The following is a 22402-nucleotide window of genomic DNA, read 5'->3' on the forward strand; positions in this document are numbered from 1 at the left end:
ATGTGAAGAATGTGTTGTACATAATATTGAGCGGTCTTTTATTGCTTGTATTGGTTGTCGTGCTCACAGGAGCACTCCTTCCGAGAATCAGAACGAAGACAAAACAGTGCATTTTGAATGCTCCTGTTGATGTCGTTTTTGCTATCGTGACCAACAATCAAGAATGGCATTACAGAAGTTCTTTGGATGATTTGGAGATCATCCGTACCCAAGGGGATATTGAAGAATGGGAAGAGACTGCCAATGGCGTAACTATCAGATTCAAGACACTTGAGAAGAGACCGCATTCTTTCTACAGTTTTGAGATGGATAGTAAAATGTTCACAGGGAAGTGGCAAGCAACATTCGAACCGATGGAAGGTGGTAAAACTCTATTCACTGCAACAGAAAAGATAGAATACAAGAATCTGTTCTATCGTTTGGTTGGGTATGTTTTTATGGACTTAAACAAGTTTATGACCACATACCAAGAAGAACTCACAGCTCGAATAGAACTTGAAAAAGCAGGGCAATAAAGACAATATAATCGATTGTTTGTAATCGATTTCAGAAATCATATTTGTACCATATAATTGCAATGTGCTGTAAATCAGCACAGATTTGTTTGGAAGGTGAAGTAGTCCGACCTCACACATCATAAAAAGAAGGTGTACTATACAAAGCTATAAACGTATAAGTTACGAAGAGAAGAGGGTATATCACAAAGTGATTTCACCCTCTTTTTTTGTATCATCAGGGAAAGAGAAATAAATCCTTTCCCTTTTTCTATGCTATTTCATATCTTTGCGCTATCAAACAGCTTATGGGAAACAATGGATAGACCCATGAATCGAATAAAAGAAGTGCTTGAGGAGAAAGGAATCAAGCAAACATGGCTTGCCGAGAAGCTTGGCAAGAGTTTTACGATAGTGAACTCATACGTTTGCAATCGTGGCCAGCCAAGCCTTGAATTGCTATTCCAAATAGCCAAGATTTTACAAGTCAATCCTAAGGATTTGATTAACACTCACGATGAATAACGATTTTCATTATGGCAGAACATAAAGAGCAACATAAAAAATCTATTCGTTTCTTCAACGACCGTGAAGTAAGGGCGGTATGGGACGATGAACACAATAAGTGGTGGTTCTCGGTACTTGATATCATTGCAGCAATCAACGAGCAAGAGGATTATCAGAAGACAAAAAACTATTGGAAGTATCTTAAAACAAAGTAAAAAAAGGAGAACAACGAACCGGTTAGTGGTACTAACCAGTTCAAAATGCAAGCCCCGGATGGGAAACAGCGCCTGACAGATATGTTGGATAGCGAGGGCGTAGTCTTATTGGCAAAGGCAATACCTAACAGCAAAGCAATGTCATTTCTCGATTGGTTTATCTATAGCGACAACACCATTGACGGACAGAGCAAGAAGAAAGCCTGCCAACTCTTTGAGAGTGGTCTCTTGAAAACGGCAAAGCCTGGGAGTTTAAAGTGTCTGCAACAAATATACGCTTATCTCTTTGGCGGATTATATGACTTTGCGGGACAAATCCGTACCAAGAATATTTCAAAAAGAGGATTTACTTTCGCTAATTGTATGCACTTCCCCGAAACCCTGCAAACAAGAATTGCCGGTATGATCATTTAATGTGAATTAAAATAAAAAAATGTTCTTTTTTATTTTTTCGGTTTTCTATATCTTTCAATTATCGGCGCAGCCGATTTACAAAAACCACAATGCTTCCACCGAAGAGCGAGTCGCGGATTTGTTGTCGCGGATGACTTTGCAGGAAAAAATAGGCCAACTCTCTTGCCTTCTCGGTTGGGAAATGTACGAGAAAGTGGATAATCAAACCGTGAGGCCGTCTCAAAAATTCCTCTCGCAGATGGACGAAATGCCCATCGGTGCATTTTGGGCAACGCTTCGTGCCGACCCGTGGACACGAAAAACACTTGAAACCGGATTAAATCCCCGGCTTTCGGCAGAGGCTCTCAATGCGTTGCAGAAATACGCCATGGAAAACACACGGTTGGGTATTCCCATTTTCTTCGCCGAAGAGTGTATGCACGGCCACATGGCTATCGGTACCACGGTTTTTCCCACGTCCATTGGGCAGGCAAGCACCTGGAACCGTACATTGATTGAGAAAATGGGTGCTGCCATCGCACACGAAACCCGCTCGCAGGGAGCACATATTGCTTACGGTCCTGTGCTCGATTTGGCGCGTGAGCCCCGCTGGTCGCGCGTAGAAGAAACTTTTGGCGAAGACCCTGTGCTGTCAGGCATTCTCGGCAGCGCGTTTGTGCGCGGATTGCAGGGCAAGGATTTCGCCGATGGCCGCCACACCTATTCCACGCTCAAACATTTGGCGGCGTATGGCATTCCGGTGGGTGGGCACAACGGAAGGCAGGCGCAAATCGGTGCGCGCGAATTGATCGCCGAACATCTTCTGCCGTTTGAAATGGCCGTGAAAGCAGGTGCGCAAAGCGTGATGACATCGTACAACGCCGTCGACGGCGTTCCGTGCACATCAAACACGTATATTCTGAAAAAGATTCTTCGGGGCGAATGGGACTTCAACGGTTTTGTGGTTTCGGATTTGGGAAGCATCGAAGGCATTGCCACCTACGCACCGCGTAGCCCCCGACATCAAACACGCCGCCGCTATGGCGCTCAATGCCGGGGTGGAAATGGATTTGGGTGGCGTGGCCTATACCCGCAATATGGAACAGGCGCACACCGATAGCCTGATTTCGATGAGCGAGATAGATGATGCCGTAAGCCGTATTTTGCGCCTGAAATTTGAAATGGGATTGTTTGAAAGTCCGTATGTTCAACCTTCTCGCGCGACGGAGATCATCCGAAGCAAAGAGCACAACCGGTTGGCACGAAAAGTAGCAGAAGAGAGCATCGTGCTACTGAAAAATAACGCCAATCTGCTGCCTCTTTCAAAAAACATCGGCAGTATTGCCGTTATCGGGCCCAATGCCGATAATCTCTATAATCAACTGGGCGATTACACCGCACCCCAGCCCGAAGAACACATCGTAACCATACTCGAAGGCATCAGAAACGCCGTTTCGCCCACTACCGTGATTCGTTACGTCAAAGGATGCGCCGTTCGGGATACCACGCAAAGCAACATCGATGAGGCCGTTCGCGCAGCCAATGCGTCCAACGCCGTTGTTTTGGTTGTAGGCGGTTCCAGCGCGCGCGATTTCCGTACCAAATACATCGAGACAGGCGCGGCAACCGTATCGAGCAGAGAAAATGAACTGATTCCGGATATGGAATCGGGCGAAGGATACGATAGAAAATCCTTGACACTGCTCGGCCATCAGGAAAAACTTATCGAATCCATAGCCGCAACCGGAAAACCGTTGATCATGGTGTATATACAAGGTCGTCCGCTCAATATGAATTTGGCTGACAAAAAAGCCTCCGCACTGCTCACGGCGTGGTATCCGGGCGAAGAAGGCGGGAATGCTGTTGCCAATGTTATTTTCGGCGATGTAAACCCGTCAGGGCGATTGCCGATTTCCGTGCCACGTTCGACAGGGCAATTACCGGTGTATTATTCGCTGGGAAAATCAAACGATTACGTGGAAGGAACCTCCACACCATTGTACGCCTTTGGTTATGGACTGAGCTATACCGCATTTGAATACGGTAACCTGACAATCTCGCGCGAAGGCGGCAACATCACGGTTTCGTGTACCGTAACCAATACCGGAAATACCGATGGAGACGAGGTAGTACAGCTGTATTTGCGCGACCACGTGGCTTCGGTTTCCGTGCCACCTGTTTTACTGAAAGATTTTGCTAAAATATCGTTAAAAAAAGGCGAATCCGCCCGCGTGAATTTCGTTCTCACCCCCGAACAACTTGCTTTTTTCAACACCGATTTAAAACGTGTGGTGGAGCCGGGCGAATTTACGGTAATGATTGGCGCCGCATCAAACGATATCCGGCTGAAAGAGAGTTTTGTATATTGATTTATCATTTTTTTATGTCTGCAAAAAGCATTTTTTTTCTTATTTTCTTCGGCTGTACTTGGTTGGCTGCATCGCAAACACCTTATTTTGTGATTGATTCAGGATTTGTTTTCGAAAATCCACCGTTTCAATCGTGCCATTCATCTACCGTGGTGGAAATGGAAAACGGAAACGTACTGTGTGCATGGTTTGGCGGAAAGCATGAAGGAAGCAACGATGTAAGCATCTGGTTATCCGAGCTAAGCAGCGGAACTTGGACATCCCCCACCCTCGTTGCCGACGGCATACAGAATGATACCACTCGGTATGCATGCTGGAATCCGGTACTCTACCGCGACAAAACGAAGCTCTTCCTTTTCTACAAAGTGGGTACGTCGCCTTCGACGTGGTGGGGTGAATACAAAGTTTCAACTGACGACGGAAAAACGTGGAGTAAAGTCGCGAAACTTCCCGACGGAATCCTTGGGCCAATAAAAAACAAAGCCATCCGCATAGGGAAAACCGTACTGCACCCATCCAGCACCGAAACGGCAGGAAATACGCGTTGGAAATCGTTTATTGAACTTTCTGACAGGAATCTCACGCAATGGAAAAGCGTCCCTATCGACACGGCATCTTCATACAAAGTAATTCAACCGACGCTGTTGTGCTACGGAGAAAATCGTATTCAGGCGCTTTTACGCAGCGACAGCAACGAAATTTTGCAAAGTTGGTCCAACGACAACGGCCAAAGCTGGACACCGATAACCGGAACAGGTATTTTGCATCCCAATTCGGGAATTGATGCCGTGGGTTTATCAAACGGCGTAAAACTGTTGGTGTATAATCCAGCCATTAAAGGTGAAAACTGGTGGGACGGCCGCAGTCGCCTGACCGTTGCCGAAAGTGTGGACGGATTAACGTGGAATGACATCCTGATACTTGAAAAACACGAAAAAGGAGAATTCAGCTATCCTGCCATCATTCGGCTTAAAAACGACGATATCTTAATCACATACACATACAACAGACTGAAAATCAAATACGTATTTATAAAAACAAGATCAAGATAAAGCATCGACCCAATAAGGTCCATCCGACAATTTGCGGGATACGGCAATCATGTAGCGCATATAGTCGTAGGATAAAGTACTCTCGTCTCTAAATCCGTATACGTTTCTCTTCATGACCTTAATCCTGTTGTTGATACCTCCTGCCTTTCCTGTGGATATGCGAAAACCGTACCACGCAAGAATCCCCAATGACTCAGTCTCCTTCTCACGTTTCTTGGAACTGGGCTTTGAAGAAAAGGCGCACGATCATAGCACGATCTGTTCAACAAACAGTTGAAAAAAAAGAAGAAAAAGCAATCTCCCTGTGGAGGGCTGTAAGCCTGGTATAAAATGTTGAGTTGTTTAATGGTTGAGTTGTTTTGATTGCCTGGCTGAATGCTGACGACTGAACACTGAATGCTTTGTGTAACGTGCGTGCGTTGCGTAACCTTTGCGATCCTTGCGGTGATCTTACCACAAAGGACGCAAAGAACGACGCAAAAAAACAGTCATAATATTTGCATATTCTCAAAAAATGTTTCTAACTTTGTAGTATCATCAAAAAACGCAAGGCTATGGAAAAAACAACCGATATTCCGCCCGACAAGCCGATGCGCCTCGTAAACCGCAACGGAGGCGCAGCGTAAAAGAAATACCCGGAACGCGGAAAGTAATTATAAACCTTTAAAAAAAGAAGATATGAAGACAAAAATCATTTTATGGATAGGTGCCTTGCTTTTGCTGATAGGAGGAGCGGGATGTGAGAAAGAATTATCGGATACCGAGCTTATGAAACAGCAAATAATCGGTACATGGGAATGGACTGTTTCCTATCAACCGGGAATTTTATGGGAAGTTAAACCTATTCCCGGAGAGAAGCGAGAAATAACATTTATCGATGATCGGGTATTGGCTACCCATAACAAGGAAATTATCGACAATAAACCGGTGATTACCGATAATAAAAAAGTGATCTTGGATGGAAGTTATGTCCTCTGTAAAGAAAAAGATAAATTTTATATAACCATAACCCCGAAAGAGGGAACAGAGGATTTGCAGTACTTAGTTGGTAAAAAAGAAATCTCTTTAAATGAAGATGGTAACACTTTAATTTTTTCTTATTATATAGGAAAAGGAGGCTTTAGCACCATTTATAAAAAAGTAAACTAATCTTTTAACTTTATCAAAATAAAACGATATGAAAAACAAAATTTTATCCGTAATAAGCGTATGGTTTATTGCTTTGTATACAATTAATGCTCAGATTGTTTTACAAAAACAGACAGAGCGTGACGGAATCGTAACCTCTCTGAGGTTTCGGACAGACACCGTGCCTGTTGCCATGAACAAAGCAAAAGAGATACTGAACTCAATAAACAAAATGCAGGCCGCTGATGAATGGCGCTTGGAAAAGTCCAGTATAGATAAACAAAAGACAAAGCATCAGTATTACCTACAATATTATAAAGGCATCCGGGTTGTCTATGGCACGTATGCTTTGCATGGTAACGACAGAGGGCAATTGGAATCGGCCATCGGTAATTTCCAAAAAATTGACCAAGTAAATACCACCGCCCAATTGTCGGAGTCCGAAGCGTTGCAGCACGCGATGAAACATATCGGAGCAGAGCTGTATAAATGGCAAATTCCGGAAGAAGAGCGTTGGATAAAAGAATATTTGAACGATACGTATTATCCCCAAGGAGAGATGGTGATTGTAAAAGATATTCTTCAGGGTAGCAATCAATACCGGTTGGCTTATAAATTCGATATCTATGCCCATAAGCCGTTAAGCCGATATATGGTATGTATATGTGGATGCCATCGACGGGAGAATTTTGGATAAGGATTCGAGGATACACCATACCAACAGTCAGGGAACGGCAACAACCCGATACAGCGGTACCAGAAATATTATCACGGATTCGTTCGGTGGAGGTTTTCGCTTGCGTGAAGTACGGAACGGCATACGGATTGAAACCTACAATATGAATAATACCGGCACATATTCCCAAACCGATTTTGTTGATAATGATAACAACTGGATTGAACACGACAATGAGAATAGAGACAACGCAGCTCTGGACGCCCATTGGGGAGCCGAAATGACTTACGATTATTTCCGTCAGGTACATGGTAGAAACAGTTACGACAATGGAGGTGCCCCTCTGCTAAGTTATGTTAATGCAAACTTAACTATGATTAGTCCGAGATACACACATAACGATAACGCATTTTGGGATGGAAACAGAATGACATACGGACGAGGAACGAATTTTGATCCATTTACTACGCTTGATTTTTGCGCCCATGAAATTGCTCACGGTGTAACCGGACATACCGCCCGTCTTGCTTATCGCAAAGAGTCGGGTGCTATCAACGAGGCATTAAGCGATATTTGGGCAGCCTGTGTTGAAGCCCGATCAGCTCCGGAAAAACAACGTTGGTTGATGGGAGAAGATATCGGAGCCATACGTTCAATGAGGAATCCCAACCAATTCAATGATCCCGACACCTATCTGGGTACGTACTGGATTAATACAAACAATTGTACACCTATATCAGAGAATGATTACTGCGGCGTCCATCGTAATAGCGGAGTAATTAACCATTGGTTCTTTTTGCTTTCGGAAGGGGGAACGGGCACCAATGATATCGGAAACTCCTTTTGGGTGGGGGCTATCGGTATGAACAATGCCGCAAGAATTGTGTATCGGACACAAAGCGTTATTTTGCAATCAAGTGTTGAACAAGAGATTGGTTTTGCACAATTCAGAGAGGCCACAATTACTGCCGCTTCCAATATATTTGAATGGTTATGCGTGGTACAGACCAAATCATGTACCCTACATGACAATTAACAACTGACAATTAACAATAATTAGGAGTGTGTTAATTCAGCCCAATGTGTAGCGAAGCGAAGCGTTGGGGAAAAAAGAATACCCACTTCTGCAGAGGGCTGTAAGCCTGATATAAAATGTTGAATTGTTTAATGGTTAAGATGTTTTGCTTAAACAAACGCACGTGCGTTGCGTAACCTTTGCGATCGGATAACCCGATGACCCAAAAGATAAGGACGAACACCGAGGTTCGCCCCTACACGGCATACTGACCGCTGAACAACCATCGGTTAACGCTCATAATCCTTTCACAACAGACAAATAATAAGCCTGCTAACAAAATTAAACATGAAAATTACGGCTTGCCGGCAAAATTTGCGTTATCTTTGTTCAGACAAAATAAACGTAAAAACCGATTGTGTCTAAAATAGTCGAAACCCCATTGATGAAGCAGTACTTCGACATCAAGTCGAAGCACCCCGATGCGATCCTGCTGTTTCGTGTCGGCGACTTCTACGAGATGTACGGCGAAGATGCGGTGGCCGGTGCCGATATCCTCGGTATTGTGCAGACGAAGCGTGCCAACGGTGCGGCACAGTACGTCGAGATGGCCGGTTTTCCGCATCATGCGCTCGACACATACCTGCCCAAACTCGTACGCGCCGGACGCAGGGTGGCCATCTGCGATCAGCTGGAAGATCCGAAGCTGACGAAGAAGCTCGTCAAACGCGGTGTCACGGAGTTAGTCACACCCGGTGTCTCGATCAATGACAACGTTTTAGACCATCGCGAGAATAATTTCCTTGCCGCCGTGCACTTCGGAAAAAGCCTCTGCGGCATTGCGTTTCTGGATATCTCGACCGGCGAGTTCCTGACGGCCGAAGGAACACCCGAAACGATCGATAAACTGCTGACGAACTTCGCTCCCAAGGAAGTGCTTGTCAAACGTGGTTTGCACAGCCGCTTCGCCGAGACTTTCGGATCGCGCTACTGCCTCTTTGAGCAGGACGACTGGGTCTTTACCTCTTCCACCGCCGATGAGCGCTTGCTCAAACATTTCGAGACCGTGAGCTTGAAAGGTTTCGGCGTGGCCGACTTGTCGCAGGGTATCGTTGCGGCAGGCGCCATCCTCGTTTACCTCGATCAGACGAAACATACGCAGGTTGCTCATATCAGCACGCTGTCGCGTATCGAAGAAGACCGGTATGTGCGGCTTGACAAGTTTACCGTTCACAGCCTCGAGCTGGTACAGACGATGAATGAAGGAGGCATTTCGCTGCTCGACATCCTCGACCGCACCACTTCGCCCATGGGCGCACGCCTACTCAGGCGCTGGCTGCTCTTTCCCCTGAAAGACCTCGACGCCATCCGTCGAAGGCAAGATACGGTCGAATACTTCTTCCGTCATCCGGACGACAAAGACGAGCTGTGCCGGATGCTCGGTGAAATCGGCGATTTGGAGCGGATCATCTCGAAAGTAGCTGTTGGGCGTGTCTCGCCACGCGAAATCGTACAGCTGAAAACGGCATTGCAGGCCATCGCTCCGATACGGGAGATCTGCCTGAACAGCAACGAACCGTCGTTGCTGGCATTCGGCGAGCAGTTAGACCCGTGCGCCGCCATCAGCGAGCGTATCGCGAAAGAAATTTGCAACGACCCACCGGCGCTCGTCAACAAAGGGGGGATCATGGCGCACGGCGTAAGCAGCGAACTGGATGAGTTGCGTCAACTCTCCTACTCCGGCAAAGACTACCTGATGAGGGTGCAGCAGCGTGAAAGCGAGCGTACCGGCATTCCCAGCCTGAAGATCGCGTTCAACAACGTGTTTGGTTATTACATCGAGGTGCGCAACACACATAAAGACAAGGTCCCGCCCGAATGGATCCGCAAGCAGACCTTAGTCAATGCGGAGCGTTATATCACCGAAGAGCTTAAAGAGTACGAAGAAAAGATACTCGGCGCCGAGGAGAAAATCCTCTCACTCGAGATGCAGCTCTTCAATGAGCTCGTGGCCGAACTGACGAACTATATCCGTCCCATTCAGCAGGATGCTCACGTCATCGCACAGCTCGACTGCCTGCTCTCGTTCGCGCAGACGGCGCAGAGCAACCGGTACATACGTCCGGTGGTCGACGATTCGGACGTGATCGACATCAAAGGCGGACGTCACCCCGTCATCGAGCAACAGCTCCCGGCGGGCGAACCGTACGTGGCCAATGACGTGTATTTGGATAAGAAACAGCAGCAAATTCTGATGATCACTGGCCCGAATATGGCCGGTAAATCGGCATTGTTGCGGCAAACGGCGCTGATCACGCTGATGGCGCAGATCGGCAGCTTCGTTTCGGCCGACAGTGTACGGATCGGCCGCGTAGATAAGATTTTTACCCGCGTCGGGGCGTCGGATAATATCTCGGTGGGCGAATCGACGTTTATGGTCGAGATGAACGAGGCGGCCAATATCCTCAACAACCTCTCGCCTCGCAGCCTTGTGCTCTTCGATGAGTTGGGACGCGGCACGAGCACCTACGACGGTATCTCCATCGCATGGGCCATCGTCGAGTATATCCACGAACAGCCTCAGGCGGCTGCACGGACCCTCTTCGCCACGCATTACCACGAGTTAAACGAGATGGAACGCTCGTTCAAACGCATTCGGAATTTCAACGTATCGGTCAAGGAGTCGGGTAAGAAGGTCATCTTCCTGCGCAAGCTGACGCCGGGCGGGAGTGAACATAGCTTCGGGATTCATGTCGCGAAGATGGCCGGCATGCCGAAAAGCATTGTCAAACGCTCGAATGAAATCCTGAAGCAGATGGAGGCGAGTAACGGTCAGAACGGTGCCTCAGCGAAGCCCGTTCGCGGCTTTGCTTCGGGCGGCGAAGGGTATCAGTTGAGCTTCTTCCAACTTGACGATCCGGTGCTCGGTCAGGTGCGTGACGAAATAAAAAATTTAGATGTGAACAATTTAACGCCTTTGGAAGCGTTGAATAAGTTAAGCGAAATCAAACGGATCATTCAGGTGAAATAATGCGTGGCTTCGGAAAGATAGGAATTCTGCTGTGTGCCGTCATGCTGACGGGTATGGCGGTATCATGCTCGCAGGTTGAGCATATCAATGCCGAAGTCGTCTATCAGACCGAAGCTCAATTAGGCGAAGGTGCAATCTGGCATCCCGACCGGCAGTCGCTGTTCTGGGTCGATATCGAAAGCAAGACGCTGTATGAGTTTTTGCCGCGGAAGAAGAAATGCCGTTCGTGGAAGTTCGACCGGAAGGTCACCACAGTGGTACCTGAAAATGAAGAGACGATGGTGGTAGCACTTGAGAACGGCATTATCCGTCTGAATTTGAAAAGCAAGGCAAAGGAAGAAATTGCACCGATCGAGACAAGAGGTGGCAGTCTGCGCTGCAACGACGGCAAATGTTCGCCCAACGGATGGCTGTGGGTCGGCACGATGAGCAACGACGGAGAAAAAGGAAAAGCGACCCTGTACTGTGTCCGTCCCGACGGGCGCGTGGATGCGATGGTAAAAGGAGTGAGCATCTCGAACGGTATCGTTTGGTCGAGAAACAGAAAATACATTTACTATAACGATACGCCGACAGGCAAAATCAAACGTTACCGTTACGACGCGCGTTCGGGCGATATCATCGCCAACGGTATCGCAGTCAACATCCCGCAGGGCAGCGGGATGCCCGACGGAATGGCTATCGACCGGAACGATAATCTCTGGGTGGCGCAATGGGGAGGCTTCGGCGTTTATTGCTACAATGCCTACACCGGCGAATTGATCACCAAAGTGGAAGTGCCCGCACCCAACGTGACCTCTTGTACGTTCGGCGGTCGGAATATGGACACGCTTTACATTACCACAGCCCGTGAAGGGTTGACCGACGAAGAATTGGCCGCCTATCCTCTGAGCGGTTGCATATTTGCCTGCAAACCGGGAGCTGTCGGTTTGCGTCCGAACTATTTTGGGCAGGAATTAAAGAAAGAAAACAATGAAGATTAGGAAAAAGAAAGACCTGACGGCCACAAAGCCGAATCGAAAAAACGACAAAAAACAGCAGAAAGCTTCGCACATCAAACGAATGAAGAAAGAAGCCATTATACAGGCCGTCCTGAACACTTTTCAACTGAATCCGAAGGCGGTTTACAACTATAAACAACTCAGTAAATCCATCGGCATCGAAGCACAGGTGCAGAAGCTTTACGTTGCCGATCTGCTTTACGAGCTGACCTGCGACGGCATTCTGGCCGAGGTGGAACCGGGACGTTTCCGCCTCAACAGCCTCGGCACTGTGGCCGTAGGCATCTTCCAGCGACGGAGCAACGGCCGCAACGCGTTCCTGCCCGAAGACGGGGGCGAACCGATCCGTGTGGCCGAACGTAATTCGCATCATGCGATGGACGGCGACAAGGTGCGTGTGCAGCTTTTTGCACGTCGCAGAGGAGCCGAACCGGAAGCCGAAGTGATGGAGGTGCTCGAGAATAAGAAACGTACGTTCGTCGGACGATTGCAGATTGCCAAGGACTATGCGTTCTTAGTGACGGAAGACAAAACCCTGTCGAACGATATCTTTATCCCGCGCGAGCATTTGCACGGCGGACGCAACAACGACAAGGCCGTGGTACGCATCATCGAGTGGCCCGAAGGCGCCAAGAATCCGTTGGGCGAAGTCATCGATATTCTCGGCAAAGCCGGCGATAACAATACGGAGATGCACGCTATTCTGGCCGAGTTCGGCCTGCCCTACACGTATCCGGAAAAGGTGGAAGAAGCGGCCAACCGCATTCCGACCGAGATCACCGACGAGGACCGCGCCGGACGCGAAGATTTCCGCGATGTCGTTACCTTCACCATCGACCCGAAAGATGCGAAGGACTTTGACGATGCGCTGTCGTTACGCAAGTTGGAGAACGGCCATTGGGAAGTCGGCATACATATTGCCGACGTGACGCACTATGTAAAACCCGGCAGTATCATCGACAAAGAGGCTTACGAACGTGCAACGTCCGTTTATCTTGTCGACCGCACGATTCCCATGCTCCCCGAATCGCTTTGCAACAACCTTTGCTCGCTTCGTCCGAATGAGGAGAAACTGACTTTTTCGGTCATCTTCGAGATGAACGATGAGGCCGAGATTCTGGCTTCGCGCATCGGACGTACGATCATCAAAAGCGATCGCCGCTTTACGTATGAGGAGACACAGAACGTGATCGAAACGGGTCAGGGCGATTACAAAGACGAGGTCCTGACGCTCCATCATCTTGCGCAACAGTTGCGAAATATCCGTTTTGCAAGCGGCTCGATCGACTTCGACCGATACGAAGTGAAGTTCGAGATCGATGAAAAAGGAAAGCCGCTCAACGTTTACTTTAAAGAGTCGAAGGAGGCGAACAAACTCATTGAGGAGTTTATGTTGATTGCAAACCGTGCCGTGGCCGAATCGATGGGTAAACAACCCAAAGGGAAGACCAAGAAGACGTTTGTCTACCGTGTTCACGAACAGCCTGATCCGGAGAAGATGAAGAATTTTGCAGGGTTTATCCGTCGCTTCGGCTATAAATTGAAAACGGACGGGAGCAAGAGCGAATTGACGAAAGGCATCAATAACCTGCTCGATAAAGCGCAAGGGAAGCCCGAAGAGAATCTGATCGAGACGCTGGCTATCCGCTCCATGCAAAAAGCCCGTTACTCGACCGAAAATATCGGTCATTATGGGTTGGCGTTCCCATATTATTCGCATTTCACCTCGCCCATCCGGCGATATCCGGATATGATGGCACACCGTCTGTTAGAACGCTATGCTACGGGCGGGAGAAGTGTGGAAAAAGACCGCTACGAGGAGTATTGCGACCATTGCTCGCAGATGGAACAGATTGCGGCCAACGCCGAGCGTGCATCCGTCAAATACAAACAGGTAGAGTTTATGAGCGATAAGATCGGCCGGGTCTACGACGGTGTCATCTCGGGCGTGACGGAATGGGGGCTGTATGTTGAACTGAACGAAAACAAATGCGAAGGGTTAGTGCCCATCCGCGACTTAGACGACGATTTCTATACGTTCGACGAAGAAAACTATGCGCTCGTAGGCCGGAGGCGCAAACGCACATATCGTCTCGGTGACCCGCTGACTGTGAAAATTGCACAGGCCAACCTTGAACGCAAACAGCTTGATTTCGTCATAGCAGAGTAAAGAGAGCGTTGTCCGGTCCTTTCCTCCTATAAGAAGCGATTGCTTACGCACGGATGATTGCCGATCGCATGAAAAAGGGAGTTTTTACTCGGTGGAGGGGAAATATCCTTTCCGGCCGAGTTCTTTGGCGCAGGCGTCAAGCGCTTCGTACCATTCGCTTCCGAAACAGCGGATCAGCGGTTCACGGAGGAAACGATATACGGGCATACGCTTGTATTTGCCCAGCACTTCGGCTACACGACAGATTTTCCAGCGATGGTAGTTGACGGCACGGAAATGTTTGTGCTGTGTGATACGTACGGGGTAGAGGTGGCAAGAGATTGGCTTCATAAAACCTATACGTCCTTCGCGATACGCTTTTTCGATGGCGCATTTGCACGTGCCGTCGGCGTCGTAATACGTGAAGACACAATCCTTGCCGTCGACGATCGATGTGACCATGTCGCTGTCCGCATCGATACAGGCGACTCCCTGGCGGTTGATGACTTCCTGTGCCTCCGGTGAGAGATCGTCCCATACTTCAGGCAGAATCTGGCGGAGGATGTCAAACTCCTCCTTTTCGATCGGTGCCCCTGCGTCGCCTTCGATGCAACATTCGCCTTTGCATTTGGCAAGGTCGCAGAAGAATTGGCGTTCAATCAAGTCGAGGCTGACTAATGTATCGTCGATTTGTATCATTGGAGATTCGATAAAGGGTATGTTCACAAGCAGGTCTTCCGGCCGGCTCTATGTACACACCCTTTTCTGTTTTTGTGTTGAGGATCGTTTACGGGGGCACGTTAATCCTGAATCAGGTTTTTACCCGTCATCTCTTTCGGCTGTTCCAGTCCCATGATATGAAGCAGCGACGGAGCCACGTCGGCCAGAATACCGTCAGCCACCTTGGCCGCCCTGTTCTCGGTCACATAGACGAACGGCACGGGGTTGAGCGAGTGTGCCGTATTGGGCGTGCCGTCTTCATTCAACGCATGATCGGCATTTCCGTGGTCGGCAATCACGATCACTTCATAGCCGGCTGCTTTTGCCGCTTCGATCGTATCTTTCAGGCAGGCGTCGACGGCTACGACGGCTTTTTCAATCGCTTCGTACACGCCCGTATGTCCTACCATATCGCCATTGGCATAGTTGCAGACGATGAAATCGTACCGGTTTGTACGGATGGCTTCTACGAGTTTGTCTGTGATTTCGTAAGCACTCATCTCCGGCTTCAGGTCGTAGGTAGCCACTTTAGGCGACGGCACAAGAATTCGGTCTTCGCCTTCGAACGGCTTCTCACGGCCTCCGTTGAAGAAGAACGTCACATGCGCATATTTCTCCGTTTCGGCTATATGTAATTGTTTCAGCGATTTGGATGACACGTATTCACCCATCGTATTTTCCACATTATCCTTATCGAAAAGCACGTGCATATTCTTAAATGTCGCATCGTATGGCGTCATGCAGAAGTATTGCAAGTTCGGGATTATTTTCATTCCCTGTTCGGGCATATCCTGCTGTGTCAGCACAATGGTCAGTTCCTTGGCACGGTCGTTACGGAAATTAAAGAAGATGACCACATCGCCTTCTTTGATGCGTCCGTCGACGGCGCTGTTGACGAGCGGCTCCATAAATTCATCCGTATTTTTATGCGTTTCCGAATCCGAGTCGTAGCAGTCCTGTACGGCCTGCACCATATCCGTCACCGGTTTACCTTTGCCTTCCACCAGCAAGTCGTATGCTATTTTGATGCGATCCCAACGCTTGTCACGGTCCATGGCATAATAACGTCCGATGATACCGGCCACCGTGCCCGTTTTCTTCGCACAATACTCGGTCAGTTGTTCGATAAATCCTTTGCCGCTTTTCGGGTCGGTGTCGCGCCCATCCATAAAGCAATGCACGAATGTGTTTTGAAGCCCGTACGTATGGGCAATGTCAAGCAACTTATAAAGATGGTCGAGCGAACTGTGTACACCGCCGTCCGAGGTCAATCCGAGCAGGTGAAGATTTTTACCCGTCGTACGCGCATATTCGTAGGCGCGGATGATTTCCGGATTTTTCAGGATGCTGTTATCGCGGCAAGCCTTGTTGATCTTCACGAGGTCTTGATACACTACGCGTCCGGCACCGATATTGAGGTGTCCCACTTCGGAGTTTCCCATCTGGCCGTCGGGCAACCCCACATTTTCGCCCGAAGCTTGAAGCTGCGAATTCGGATACGTTTCCAACAGGTAATCCCAATATGGCGTAGGAGTACATGAAATTACATCGTCTTTCTTCTTGTCGCCGATTCCCCAGCCGTCACAAATGATTAATATCGCTTTTTTATTCATTGTTTTTTTGAATTTGATTTGTTTTTTTGTCTCTATCATTCAGTCGACAAAGGTACGATTTTTTTTAAACATCACGGCTTCGCATCGTGTTTATCTGCCCGAATCAATGCAGCTTCAAGATAGCATAGTCGTCAAAGTATTTGCAGTATGTACAGGCATCTTTATAGAAGGCCGTTTCTTTATACTGCACAAGCTGATTGAAATAATTTACCGTTTCGACAGGTAAATCTTTTACGCCCGCGAAATAATCCTGTTTTTTATAAGAACGTTCGAGTTCGTTCTTGGCCAGTGCAAAAAGGATCTGCGCTTTCAGTTCGTCGTCTTTCACCTGCCGGAGCGCCTTTTGCAGGTACTGTCCGGCCAGGTCGGTCGTATTGCGGTAATACGCATCGCCGTAAATCACATAAAAGGTCTGTTCGGGATTGTCCATATAGCTATTTCCGGCTTTCTCTTCGTTATAATCCGAATATTTCTCCGAGAAATAGCTGTTATCGGTATCGAAGCGCAGGTAGTGGCGGAAATACCCTGTTGTCGTAACGTTATAGAAGAAGTTTCCGATCAAAAAATTGGCTTTGGCCGCTTCGTTATCGTTCTTTTCACCGGCTTTCCGTAGCTTCAGCAATGCATCGGTCACATCTTTTTCGCTCATCCGTTCTTTGATGAAGGGGAAGTCTGCCAGATAATCACTGCGCATCACGTCTTTCTCGACGCCGCTGTACCACTCCCGGATATTATATCCGAAGATACGTGCGGAGACGTGTATTCGGGCTTGCTTCTCGGCCTGGAAATATCGATGGGCAGCTTCAAGGTTACCCTCCCTCAGAAAAAAGGTTCCGTAGAGGAGGTTGAACGAATCGTCCCGAAGGTTTTCATCGAGCCACGTCTCCAATTCGTTTTTATTCTTCTTGCTGTGAAATGCGGAAAGCTCGTCGAGCAGCGGTTTCTGGAGGTTGTTTCGCACCGATGTGAGCGTATTGCCGATCAGGAAAGCCTTGGCATATTCCTTTTGCAGATAGTAACGGTTGGCAAGGATATTGAGGAACGTCCGGTTCGACGGATTGTTGCGGTCGAGCCACTGCGCGTATTGAGCATGAAGAGTGCGTTCAGTCTCCGGGCTGATCTGCGTCTGTTCGGCAATGTAAAGATGGGCCGCGACGATGTCTTTCTGACGTGCGTAAGTCGCATCGGCAGCCGTCACCTGTGCGAGGTGTTTGCGGGCTTGTGCAAAATCTTTACGCAGGAAGCAGAGATAGGCCGTCGTCAAATTCCAAAAGTCTTTTTCGTGTGCCAAACGGACTATCCCGGAAGACATCTTGTACGACGCTTCCAGAAAATTTGCGCTTTCTTTTTCTGAGAGTAAGGGATATCGTTTGTCAGCCGTTTTCAACGAATAGGAATACCGGTCGGCCAGCACCTCCCGTTCGATGGCGTTGACGGCGCGTACCATCAGCACTTTCGCCTCGATAGCATCGGGATCGGATGCGACGATCTTTTCCAATTCATTCAGGGGGTTATTGAAAGCCTTGTATCCGAGCATAAAGTAAAGTGACCTGCGTTCCGCGTCCGTCTGAACGGACGACAACAGACGCTCCGTGTCCCAATCGGTTTGCGATCTTTCGTTATAGTCATTGTTATGAATCAGAAAGACGGAGGCATAGGCCGATTCTTTCAGGTCGGCAGAATACGTAAATACTTTGATAAACTCGGAAATAGCTTCTTGTGCCCGCCCAAGTCCGTAGAGTGCGCCGGCCTTCTGACTGAGTGCGTAGTAATATATTTCAGGCTTATAATCGAGTGTTTCGACGTATTTGTCGAACAACGTTAGGGCATCATCATATTTCCGATTGTAATGTGCGAACCGCACGAGCTGATAGCCGTAGCGCAGTTTCAATTCCTTATCCGTTTCGGCATTCCAACTGCGGATCAGAACGTTGACCACTTTCCGCTCATCTAATTCGGATACCTCTTTGAGGTCGCTGTATTCGGAATAGTAGTTCCAGCTTTCAGACTGGCGGATGATATGCATATAAGGCTCTAAGTATTTGGCATAAGCCAGATAGAGCAATGCTTGCTTATGGCGCTGCATGAAGTCGGGAGTGAGGAAGGCCAGCTTCGGATCAGTCGTTTGGCCGCCTTTCGTCAGCGCCTGTATATCGGTGCGGGTAGTTTTCATTACTAAGCAATACGCCTGATCATAGTCCAGTCCGAGGTATTTCTGCCATTCCTCGATATTGGCATTGCGCACCTTCCATTGCGGATCGACGCTTTCGTAGAAAGGACTGTCGTAGCTTAGCAGGAAAGAAGCATAACGTGGGTCTTTGATCAATTCCTGCGAAAAGACGTTGCAATATTCCGCATCGGGCGCATAATCGCCAATACATCCGAGGGTTTGCTGCACAAATCCCCCTAACAGGAGGGCCATCACACCTGCCCTGAGGGCATGGAAACCGGTGCGCAACGATCGACTTTTTTTATTTTTTGAATGCATATCTTTTTGTTTTTATGAGGATTTGTCGATTGTTTTTTCCAATCGTACGACAAAGATACGATTATTTTAGGTGAGTTCTAAAAAATTAAAGTAGTCACAAGTTATTTTCCGAAATGATAATGTCCGGAACCGATTTCGACTTCCGTATAGTCCTCACCCTCCGTGATGGCGTGAATACCGGCCACCTTAGCGACAGTCACTCCAAAAGCCTTCGGTATACGGACGACGGCACTTGTATTGCCGGGGATGGTAATATCCCATTCGAAGCGTCCGTCCTTCCGGCTCCAAGCGCTTCTGATTTCGCCGTAAACGGATTTGTACGAAGCATCGATTTCATCCAAGCCGTCGGGGAATACCGGAGCCATCCACAGCTTCTTGTACCCGACCGTGCCCGGGTAACATCGGATGCCTGCCAGATCTTCGTAATACCAGATGATCAAATCGCCCAACAGCATGACATGGTTGCCCGAATTCATGGCGGGGTTCGCCGTATTTCCGTTCCAAAGTTCCCAGATGGTGGTAGCGCCGTTCCGAATCATATACCCGAAGCTCGGATAGTCGGTATTCGTCAGAATCCGGTATGCGAGGTCAGTCCGGCCGTTTTCAGATAGGCCGCGCATCAGATGCTGCATGCCGAGCACGCCGCAGCTCACATGACTGTCGAACTCCTTCTCCGTCTTATCTACAATGTTTTGGAATACCTTCCGCTCATAGCCTTTCGGCACGAGCCCCAAACGGAGCGAGAGGATATTGGCCGTCACCGTATTATTGTCGTATTGCGCGGTGGCCGGGTCGAAGAACTTGGCATTGTAAGCCTCTTTCATCTTAGTTGAGAGCTCTTTGTAATGAGGTATATCGGTGTCCTGTCCACAGATATTAGCAAACTCGGTCATCAAACGGAGCAAATCGTAATAGAGCGCAGTGCTCATCAAACTGCCGTTTGTAATCCGTGACGGATCGGCCGAATGAATCAACTCGGGCGATTCGGGCGGCATGCACCAGTCGCCGTACGTATCTTTGGTGATGATATTATCCTTCATTGCGGTCGATTCCATGTGCCGCATCCATTTCTTCATTGCCGGATAGTGCAGACGAATGGCCTGATCGTCGCCGTACTGATGATACAGCATATCGGCGACGGTGAAGAATGCCGCAGGCCAAGTGACATCATCGTTATAAATGGTCCAGTAGCTCGGCGATACCACCGAGATGCTGCCTTCCGGGCTCATGGCATCTTCTACGTCCTGCAACCACTTGTTATACATGCGCGAGTTATCCAGGAAATAAGCTTCTCCGTACGTGCCGGTCACCCGGTCTCCCATCCAGCCTAAGCGTTCATCGCGCTGCGGGCAGTCCGTGGGCATACCACGATAGTTGTCGCGAACTCCCCAGTACGCATTCTTAAATATCTGAGTGACCAATTTGTCGGAGGTCTCGAAGGTACCGGTAGTCTCCATCTTATCGTAGATGCAATCTCCGGTAAAATCCGCCGGATCGGGCTGATAGTCGAGCCCGGAAACTTCTACGAACCGGAAACCGTGATAGACGAACGAAGGATGCCAATGGAACCTGCCGTCGGCCGCAGGGATGTAAATATCTTCCGCACGGGCGGTACGAAGGTTGGCTACATACAGTGTGCTGTCCGGGTTCAACGTTTCGGCAAAACGAAGATGAACAGGTTGATCCTTCTTTCCGTTCAGATCGATCGATAGCCACCCCACCATGTTCTGCCCCATATCGAGTATATAGTTCCCCTCGTGATTCCGGAAGACGGCGACGGGTTTCAACCGATCCTGAATCTGCAAATTCGGATTCTGCTGTGCCGTCAACTTCCCTGCAGGGCTTTCCATCCGGTCGGCTTGCTGCCAAGCGGAGTCATCATAGCCGTTCCTGTTCCAATCGGGCATCTCGAGACGGGCATCGTATTCCTCGCCGTCGAACTCATTATTGGCGATGATAGGCCCTTTTGAGGTGACTTTCCACGAAGTGTCGCTGACGACCCGGGAAGTCGTCCCGTCGATATACTCGATTTCCAATTGAGCGAACAATCTCGGCAAACCGAACATCGTATGTCCGGGATTACGGAGATTAAAGAAGCGGCCGGCACCTAAAACCACGCCGATGGTATTTTTGCCCGCGGCGATCATACCGGTCACATCGTAGGTGTTGAAGTAAACTCGTTTGTCATACTGAGAAACCATAGGAGCGAAAATATCTTCGCTGACTTTTTCTCCGTTCAGATAAGTCTCGGACGAACCGAGTCCGGATACGTATAACATCGCCCTTTCCACATCTTTTTTATCCGAATCGAACTCTTTTCTCAAGTATCGAGCTGCGATTCTGGTTTTGTTATTCTCTTTTGTGCCGAAATTTTCGCCTGTATTCGACAACGTATCTTCACCGATCCAGAGGGCTTTCAAAGAAGCCGGATCGGGAGCCATCGACCAGCGTTCGATTTCCGTCCAGCCTGTCGCTCCTTGGTTCGTGCCGATCTTAACACGCCAGTAGTAATACTTTCCGGGCTCCAGAGCCTTCCCACCGTAAGACACCCAGATAGAAGTATCCGAAGTTACGACACCGGAATCCCACAGCAAGTTCTTGCCTGCCTTCAGTTCTGCCGGATCTGCCGCCACCTGAATCTGATAAGTCGTCTGCACCAAGTCGGGAGTGCTCGAAGCAATCTGCCACGAAAAACGCGGCTGCGTCACGTTAACGCCGAGCGGTTTTACCATTTGCTCGAGCTTTAAGTTAGATACTTGTATTTGCCGGCTTTGTGAACAACCGGCAAAGACCAACGATATCATGCCAATAACTACTGAAAATAAATCTTTTCTCATAAGATAAATGAATTTGATGATCAATCTGCTTTAAAGATATTTTTGAAAGGGATCGTATTCAAAAAAGAATCTCATGCATCTCTTTTCTGTTTTTCTCCCGATAAGGATCCGTTCCATATCCGATCGGTATCAAGACCACCGGTTCCCAATCTTGGGGGAGATTAAACGATTTTTTGCAAAGCGCCGTATCGAAATTGCAAACCCAACAAGTCCCCAAGCCTTGCTCTGCGGCTGCCAGACACAGATGTTCCACTGCAATGGCGATATCCACATCGCCATGATCCTTATTGTCGAAATTCTTCCGACGCCAGGAAAGCGTATGGTCGACACAGGCCAAAATCACGCACGGCGCCGTGCGAATCCAATCGCGATCGTAACAGGCGTAGACTTTCTCCAGTTCGTCTTTCTCCGTAATGATATGAAAACGCCACGACTGGTAATTCACAGCCGAAGGTGCCATTCGGACACATTCCATCACATAATCCAACTTCGTTTTTTCAAGCTGCCGGGTCGGCTCGTATTTCCGCACGGAAAAACGAGCCTTTGTCAATGCCAAAAAATTCATAATCATTATTTTTAATCTATGGCAAATTTAGATAAAATCCTCGAGATTTTACACCGGGCAGATAAAAACACAAGGCCGACGCTCTGTTTTCTGTCCCCTCCTCTGCGTGTTCTTAGCCACAATTTTACTATCTTGGAGGAAAAAAATTT

The 22402-nt window shown here is 48.5% G+C and carries 14 protein-coding genes and 3 pseudogenes; 11 read left to right on the plus strand and 6 right to left on the minus strand.

The window, feature by feature from the left end; genetic code table 11:
• Positions 1-113 precede the first annotated feature (113 nt).
• The 5 genes and pseudogenes from Tanf_RS02990 (at position 114) to Tanf_RS03010 (ending at position 5030) form a co-directional block, all read left to right on the plus strand.
• A complete protein-coding gene (locus Tanf_RS02990; RefSeq protein WP_046824874.1) occupies positions 114-515 on the plus strand; it encodes an SRPBCC family protein in 402 nt (133 codons plus the stop codon).
• A 297-nt stretch (positions 516-812) separates the two neighbouring features.
• Complete coding sequence (locus tag Tanf_RS02995) at positions 813-1019, plus strand: helix-turn-helix domain-containing protein (protein ID WP_041590624.1); 207 nt, start codon at positions 813-815, stop codon at positions 1017-1019.
• 11 nt (positions 1020-1030) lie between these two features.
• A pseudogene (locus Tanf_RS03000) lies at positions 1031-1606 on the plus strand (BRO family protein); the annotation flags it as partial.
• A gap of 43 nt (positions 1607-1649) precedes the next feature.
• A pseudogene (locus Tanf_RS03005) lies at positions 1650-3978 on the plus strand (glycoside hydrolase family 3 N-terminal domain-containing protein).
• 89 nt (positions 3979-4067) lie between these two features.
• Positions 4068-5030 (plus strand): sialidase family protein, encoded by a 963-nt coding sequence (locus tag Tanf_RS03010; RefSeq protein WP_197556422.1) that lies wholly within the window; start codon positions 4068-4070, stop codon positions 5028-5030.
• On the opposite strand, the pseudogene Tanf_RS16310 reads toward Tanf_RS03010, so the two are convergent.
• Positions 5008-5213 (minus strand): annotated as a pseudogene (locus Tanf_RS16310) (transposase); the annotation flags it as partial. The gene Tanf_RS03010 and the pseudogene Tanf_RS16310 sit on opposite strands and share 23 nt — an antisense overlap.
• Before the next feature lie 495 nt (positions 5214-5708).
• Here Tanf_RS16310 and Tanf_RS03015 point away from each other — a divergent pair.
• The 6 genes from Tanf_RS03015 to rnr all read left to right on the plus strand — a co-directional run bounded on the left by Tanf_RS03015 (position 5709) and on the right by rnr (position 14051).
• Positions 5709-6179: a hypothetical protein gene (locus tag Tanf_RS03015; RefSeq protein ID WP_046824861.1), complete on the plus strand. Its 471-nt coding sequence runs from the start codon at positions 5709-5711 to the stop codon at positions 6177-6179.
• Between the two features lie 28 nt (positions 6180-6207).
• Positions 6208-6855, plus strand: a complete 648-nt coding sequence (locus Tanf_RS03020; RefSeq protein WP_046824862.1) for a hypothetical protein — start codon at positions 6208-6210, stop codon at positions 6853-6855.
• Positions 6848-7870 carry a M4 family metallopeptidase gene (locus Tanf_RS13750; RefSeq protein ID WP_074449517.1) on the plus strand — a complete coding sequence of 341 codons (1023 nt, stop codon included), beginning with the start codon at positions 6848-6850 and terminating at the stop codon, positions 7868-7870. The genes Tanf_RS03020 and Tanf_RS13750 overlap by 8 nt, the downstream gene beginning before the upstream one ends.
• Positions 7871-8267: 397 nt before the next feature.
• Positions 8268-10880 carry a DNA mismatch repair protein MutS gene (gene mutS / locus Tanf_RS03030; protein WP_046824863.1) on the plus strand — a complete coding sequence of 871 codons (2613 nt, stop codon included), beginning with the start codon at positions 8268-8270 and terminating at the stop codon, positions 10878-10880.
• Positions 10881-10933: 53 nt separating this feature from the next.
• Positions 10934-11863 (plus strand): SMP-30/gluconolactonase/LRE family protein, encoded by a 930-nt coding sequence (locus Tanf_RS03035; protein WP_087879670.1) that lies wholly within the window; start codon positions 10934-10936, stop codon positions 11861-11863.
• Positions 11853-14051 (plus strand): ribonuclease R, encoded by a 2199-nt coding sequence (gene rnr, locus Tanf_RS03040; RefSeq protein WP_046824864.1) that lies wholly within the window; start codon positions 11853-11855, stop codon positions 14049-14051. The genes Tanf_RS03035 and rnr overlap by 11 nt, the downstream gene beginning before the upstream one ends.
• Before the next feature lie 84 nt (positions 14052-14135).
• On the opposite strand, the gene Tanf_RS03045 is transcribed toward rnr, so the two are convergent.
• The 5 genes from Tanf_RS03045 to Tanf_RS03065 all read right to left on the minus strand — a co-directional run bounded on the left by Tanf_RS03045 (position 14136) and on the right by Tanf_RS03065 (position 22253).
• The gene (locus Tanf_RS03045) at positions 14136-14729 is read right to left on the minus strand and encodes a DUF3109 family protein (RefSeq protein ID WP_046824865.1); all 594 of its coding nucleotides are present in this window, start codon (positions 14727-14729) and stop codon (positions 14136-14138) included.
• Between the two features lie 101 nt (positions 14730-14830).
• Positions 14831-16363: a 2,3-bisphosphoglycerate-independent phosphoglycerate mutase gene (gene gpmI, locus Tanf_RS03050; protein WP_046824877.1), complete on the minus strand. Its 1533-nt coding sequence runs from the start codon at positions 16361-16363 to the stop codon at positions 14831-14833.
• 103 nt (positions 16364-16466) lie between these two features.
• A complete protein-coding gene (locus Tanf_RS03055) occupies positions 16467-18851 on the minus strand; it encodes a hypothetical protein (RefSeq protein WP_014224149.1) in 2385 nt (794 codons plus the stop codon).
• A gap of 101 nt (positions 18852-18952) precedes the next feature.
• Complete coding sequence (locus Tanf_RS03060; RefSeq protein ID WP_046824878.1) at positions 18953-21688, minus strand: alpha-L-rhamnosidase; 2736 nt, start codon at positions 21686-21688, stop codon at positions 18953-18955.
• A gap of 58 nt (positions 21689-21746) precedes the next feature.
• Positions 21747-22253, minus strand: coding sequence for a nitroreductase family protein (locus tag Tanf_RS03065; RefSeq protein ID WP_046824879.1), 507 nt, complete (start codon positions 22251-22253; stop codon positions 21747-21749).
• Between the last annotated feature and the right edge of the window lie 149 nt (positions 22254-22402).

It is taken from the genome of Tannerella forsythia (assembly GCF_001006485.1).
In the GTDB taxonomy this organism is placed as follows: Bacteria; Bacteroidota; Bacteroidia; order Bacteroidales; family Tannerellaceae; genus Tannerella; species Tannerella forsythia.

Coding starts and splice junctions, on each gene's coding strand:
- Tanf_RS03020 (WP_046824862.1), top strand. CDS start 6,208: ATGAAAAACAAAATTTTATCCGTAATAAGCGTATGGTTTATTGCTTTG.
- Tanf_RS03065 (WP_046824879.1), bottom strand. CDS start 22,253: ATGAATTTTTTGGCATTGACAAAGGCTCGTTTTTCCGTGCGGAAATAC.
- gpmI (WP_046824877.1), bottom strand. CDS start 16,363: ATGAATAAAAAAGCGATATTAATCATTTGTGACGGCTGGGGAATCGGC.
- Tanf_RS03055 (WP_014224149.1), bottom strand. CDS start 18,851: ATGCATTCAAAAAATAAAAAAAGTCGATCGTTGCGCACCGGTTTCCAT.
- Tanf_RS03015 (WP_046824861.1), top strand. CDS start 5,709: ATGAAGACAAAAATCATTTTATGGATAGGTGCCTTGCTTTTGCTGATA.
- Tanf_RS03035 (WP_087879670.1), top strand. CDS start 10,934: ATGGCGGTATCATGCTCGCAGGTTGAGCATATCAATGCCGAAGTCGTC.
- rnr (WP_046824864.1), top strand. CDS start 11,853: ATGAAGATTAGGAAAAAGAAAGACCTGACGGCCACAAAGCCGAATCGA.
- Tanf_RS03045 (WP_046824865.1), bottom strand. CDS start 14,729: ATGATACAAATCGACGATACATTAGTCAGCCTCGACTTGATTGAACGC.
- Tanf_RS03060 (WP_046824878.1), bottom strand. CDS start 21,688: ATGAGAAAAGATTTATTTTCAGTAGTTATTGGCATGATATCGTTGGTC.
- Tanf_RS02995 (WP_041590624.1), top strand. CDS start 813: ATGGATAGACCCATGAATCGAATAAAAGAAGTGCTTGAGGAGAAAGGA.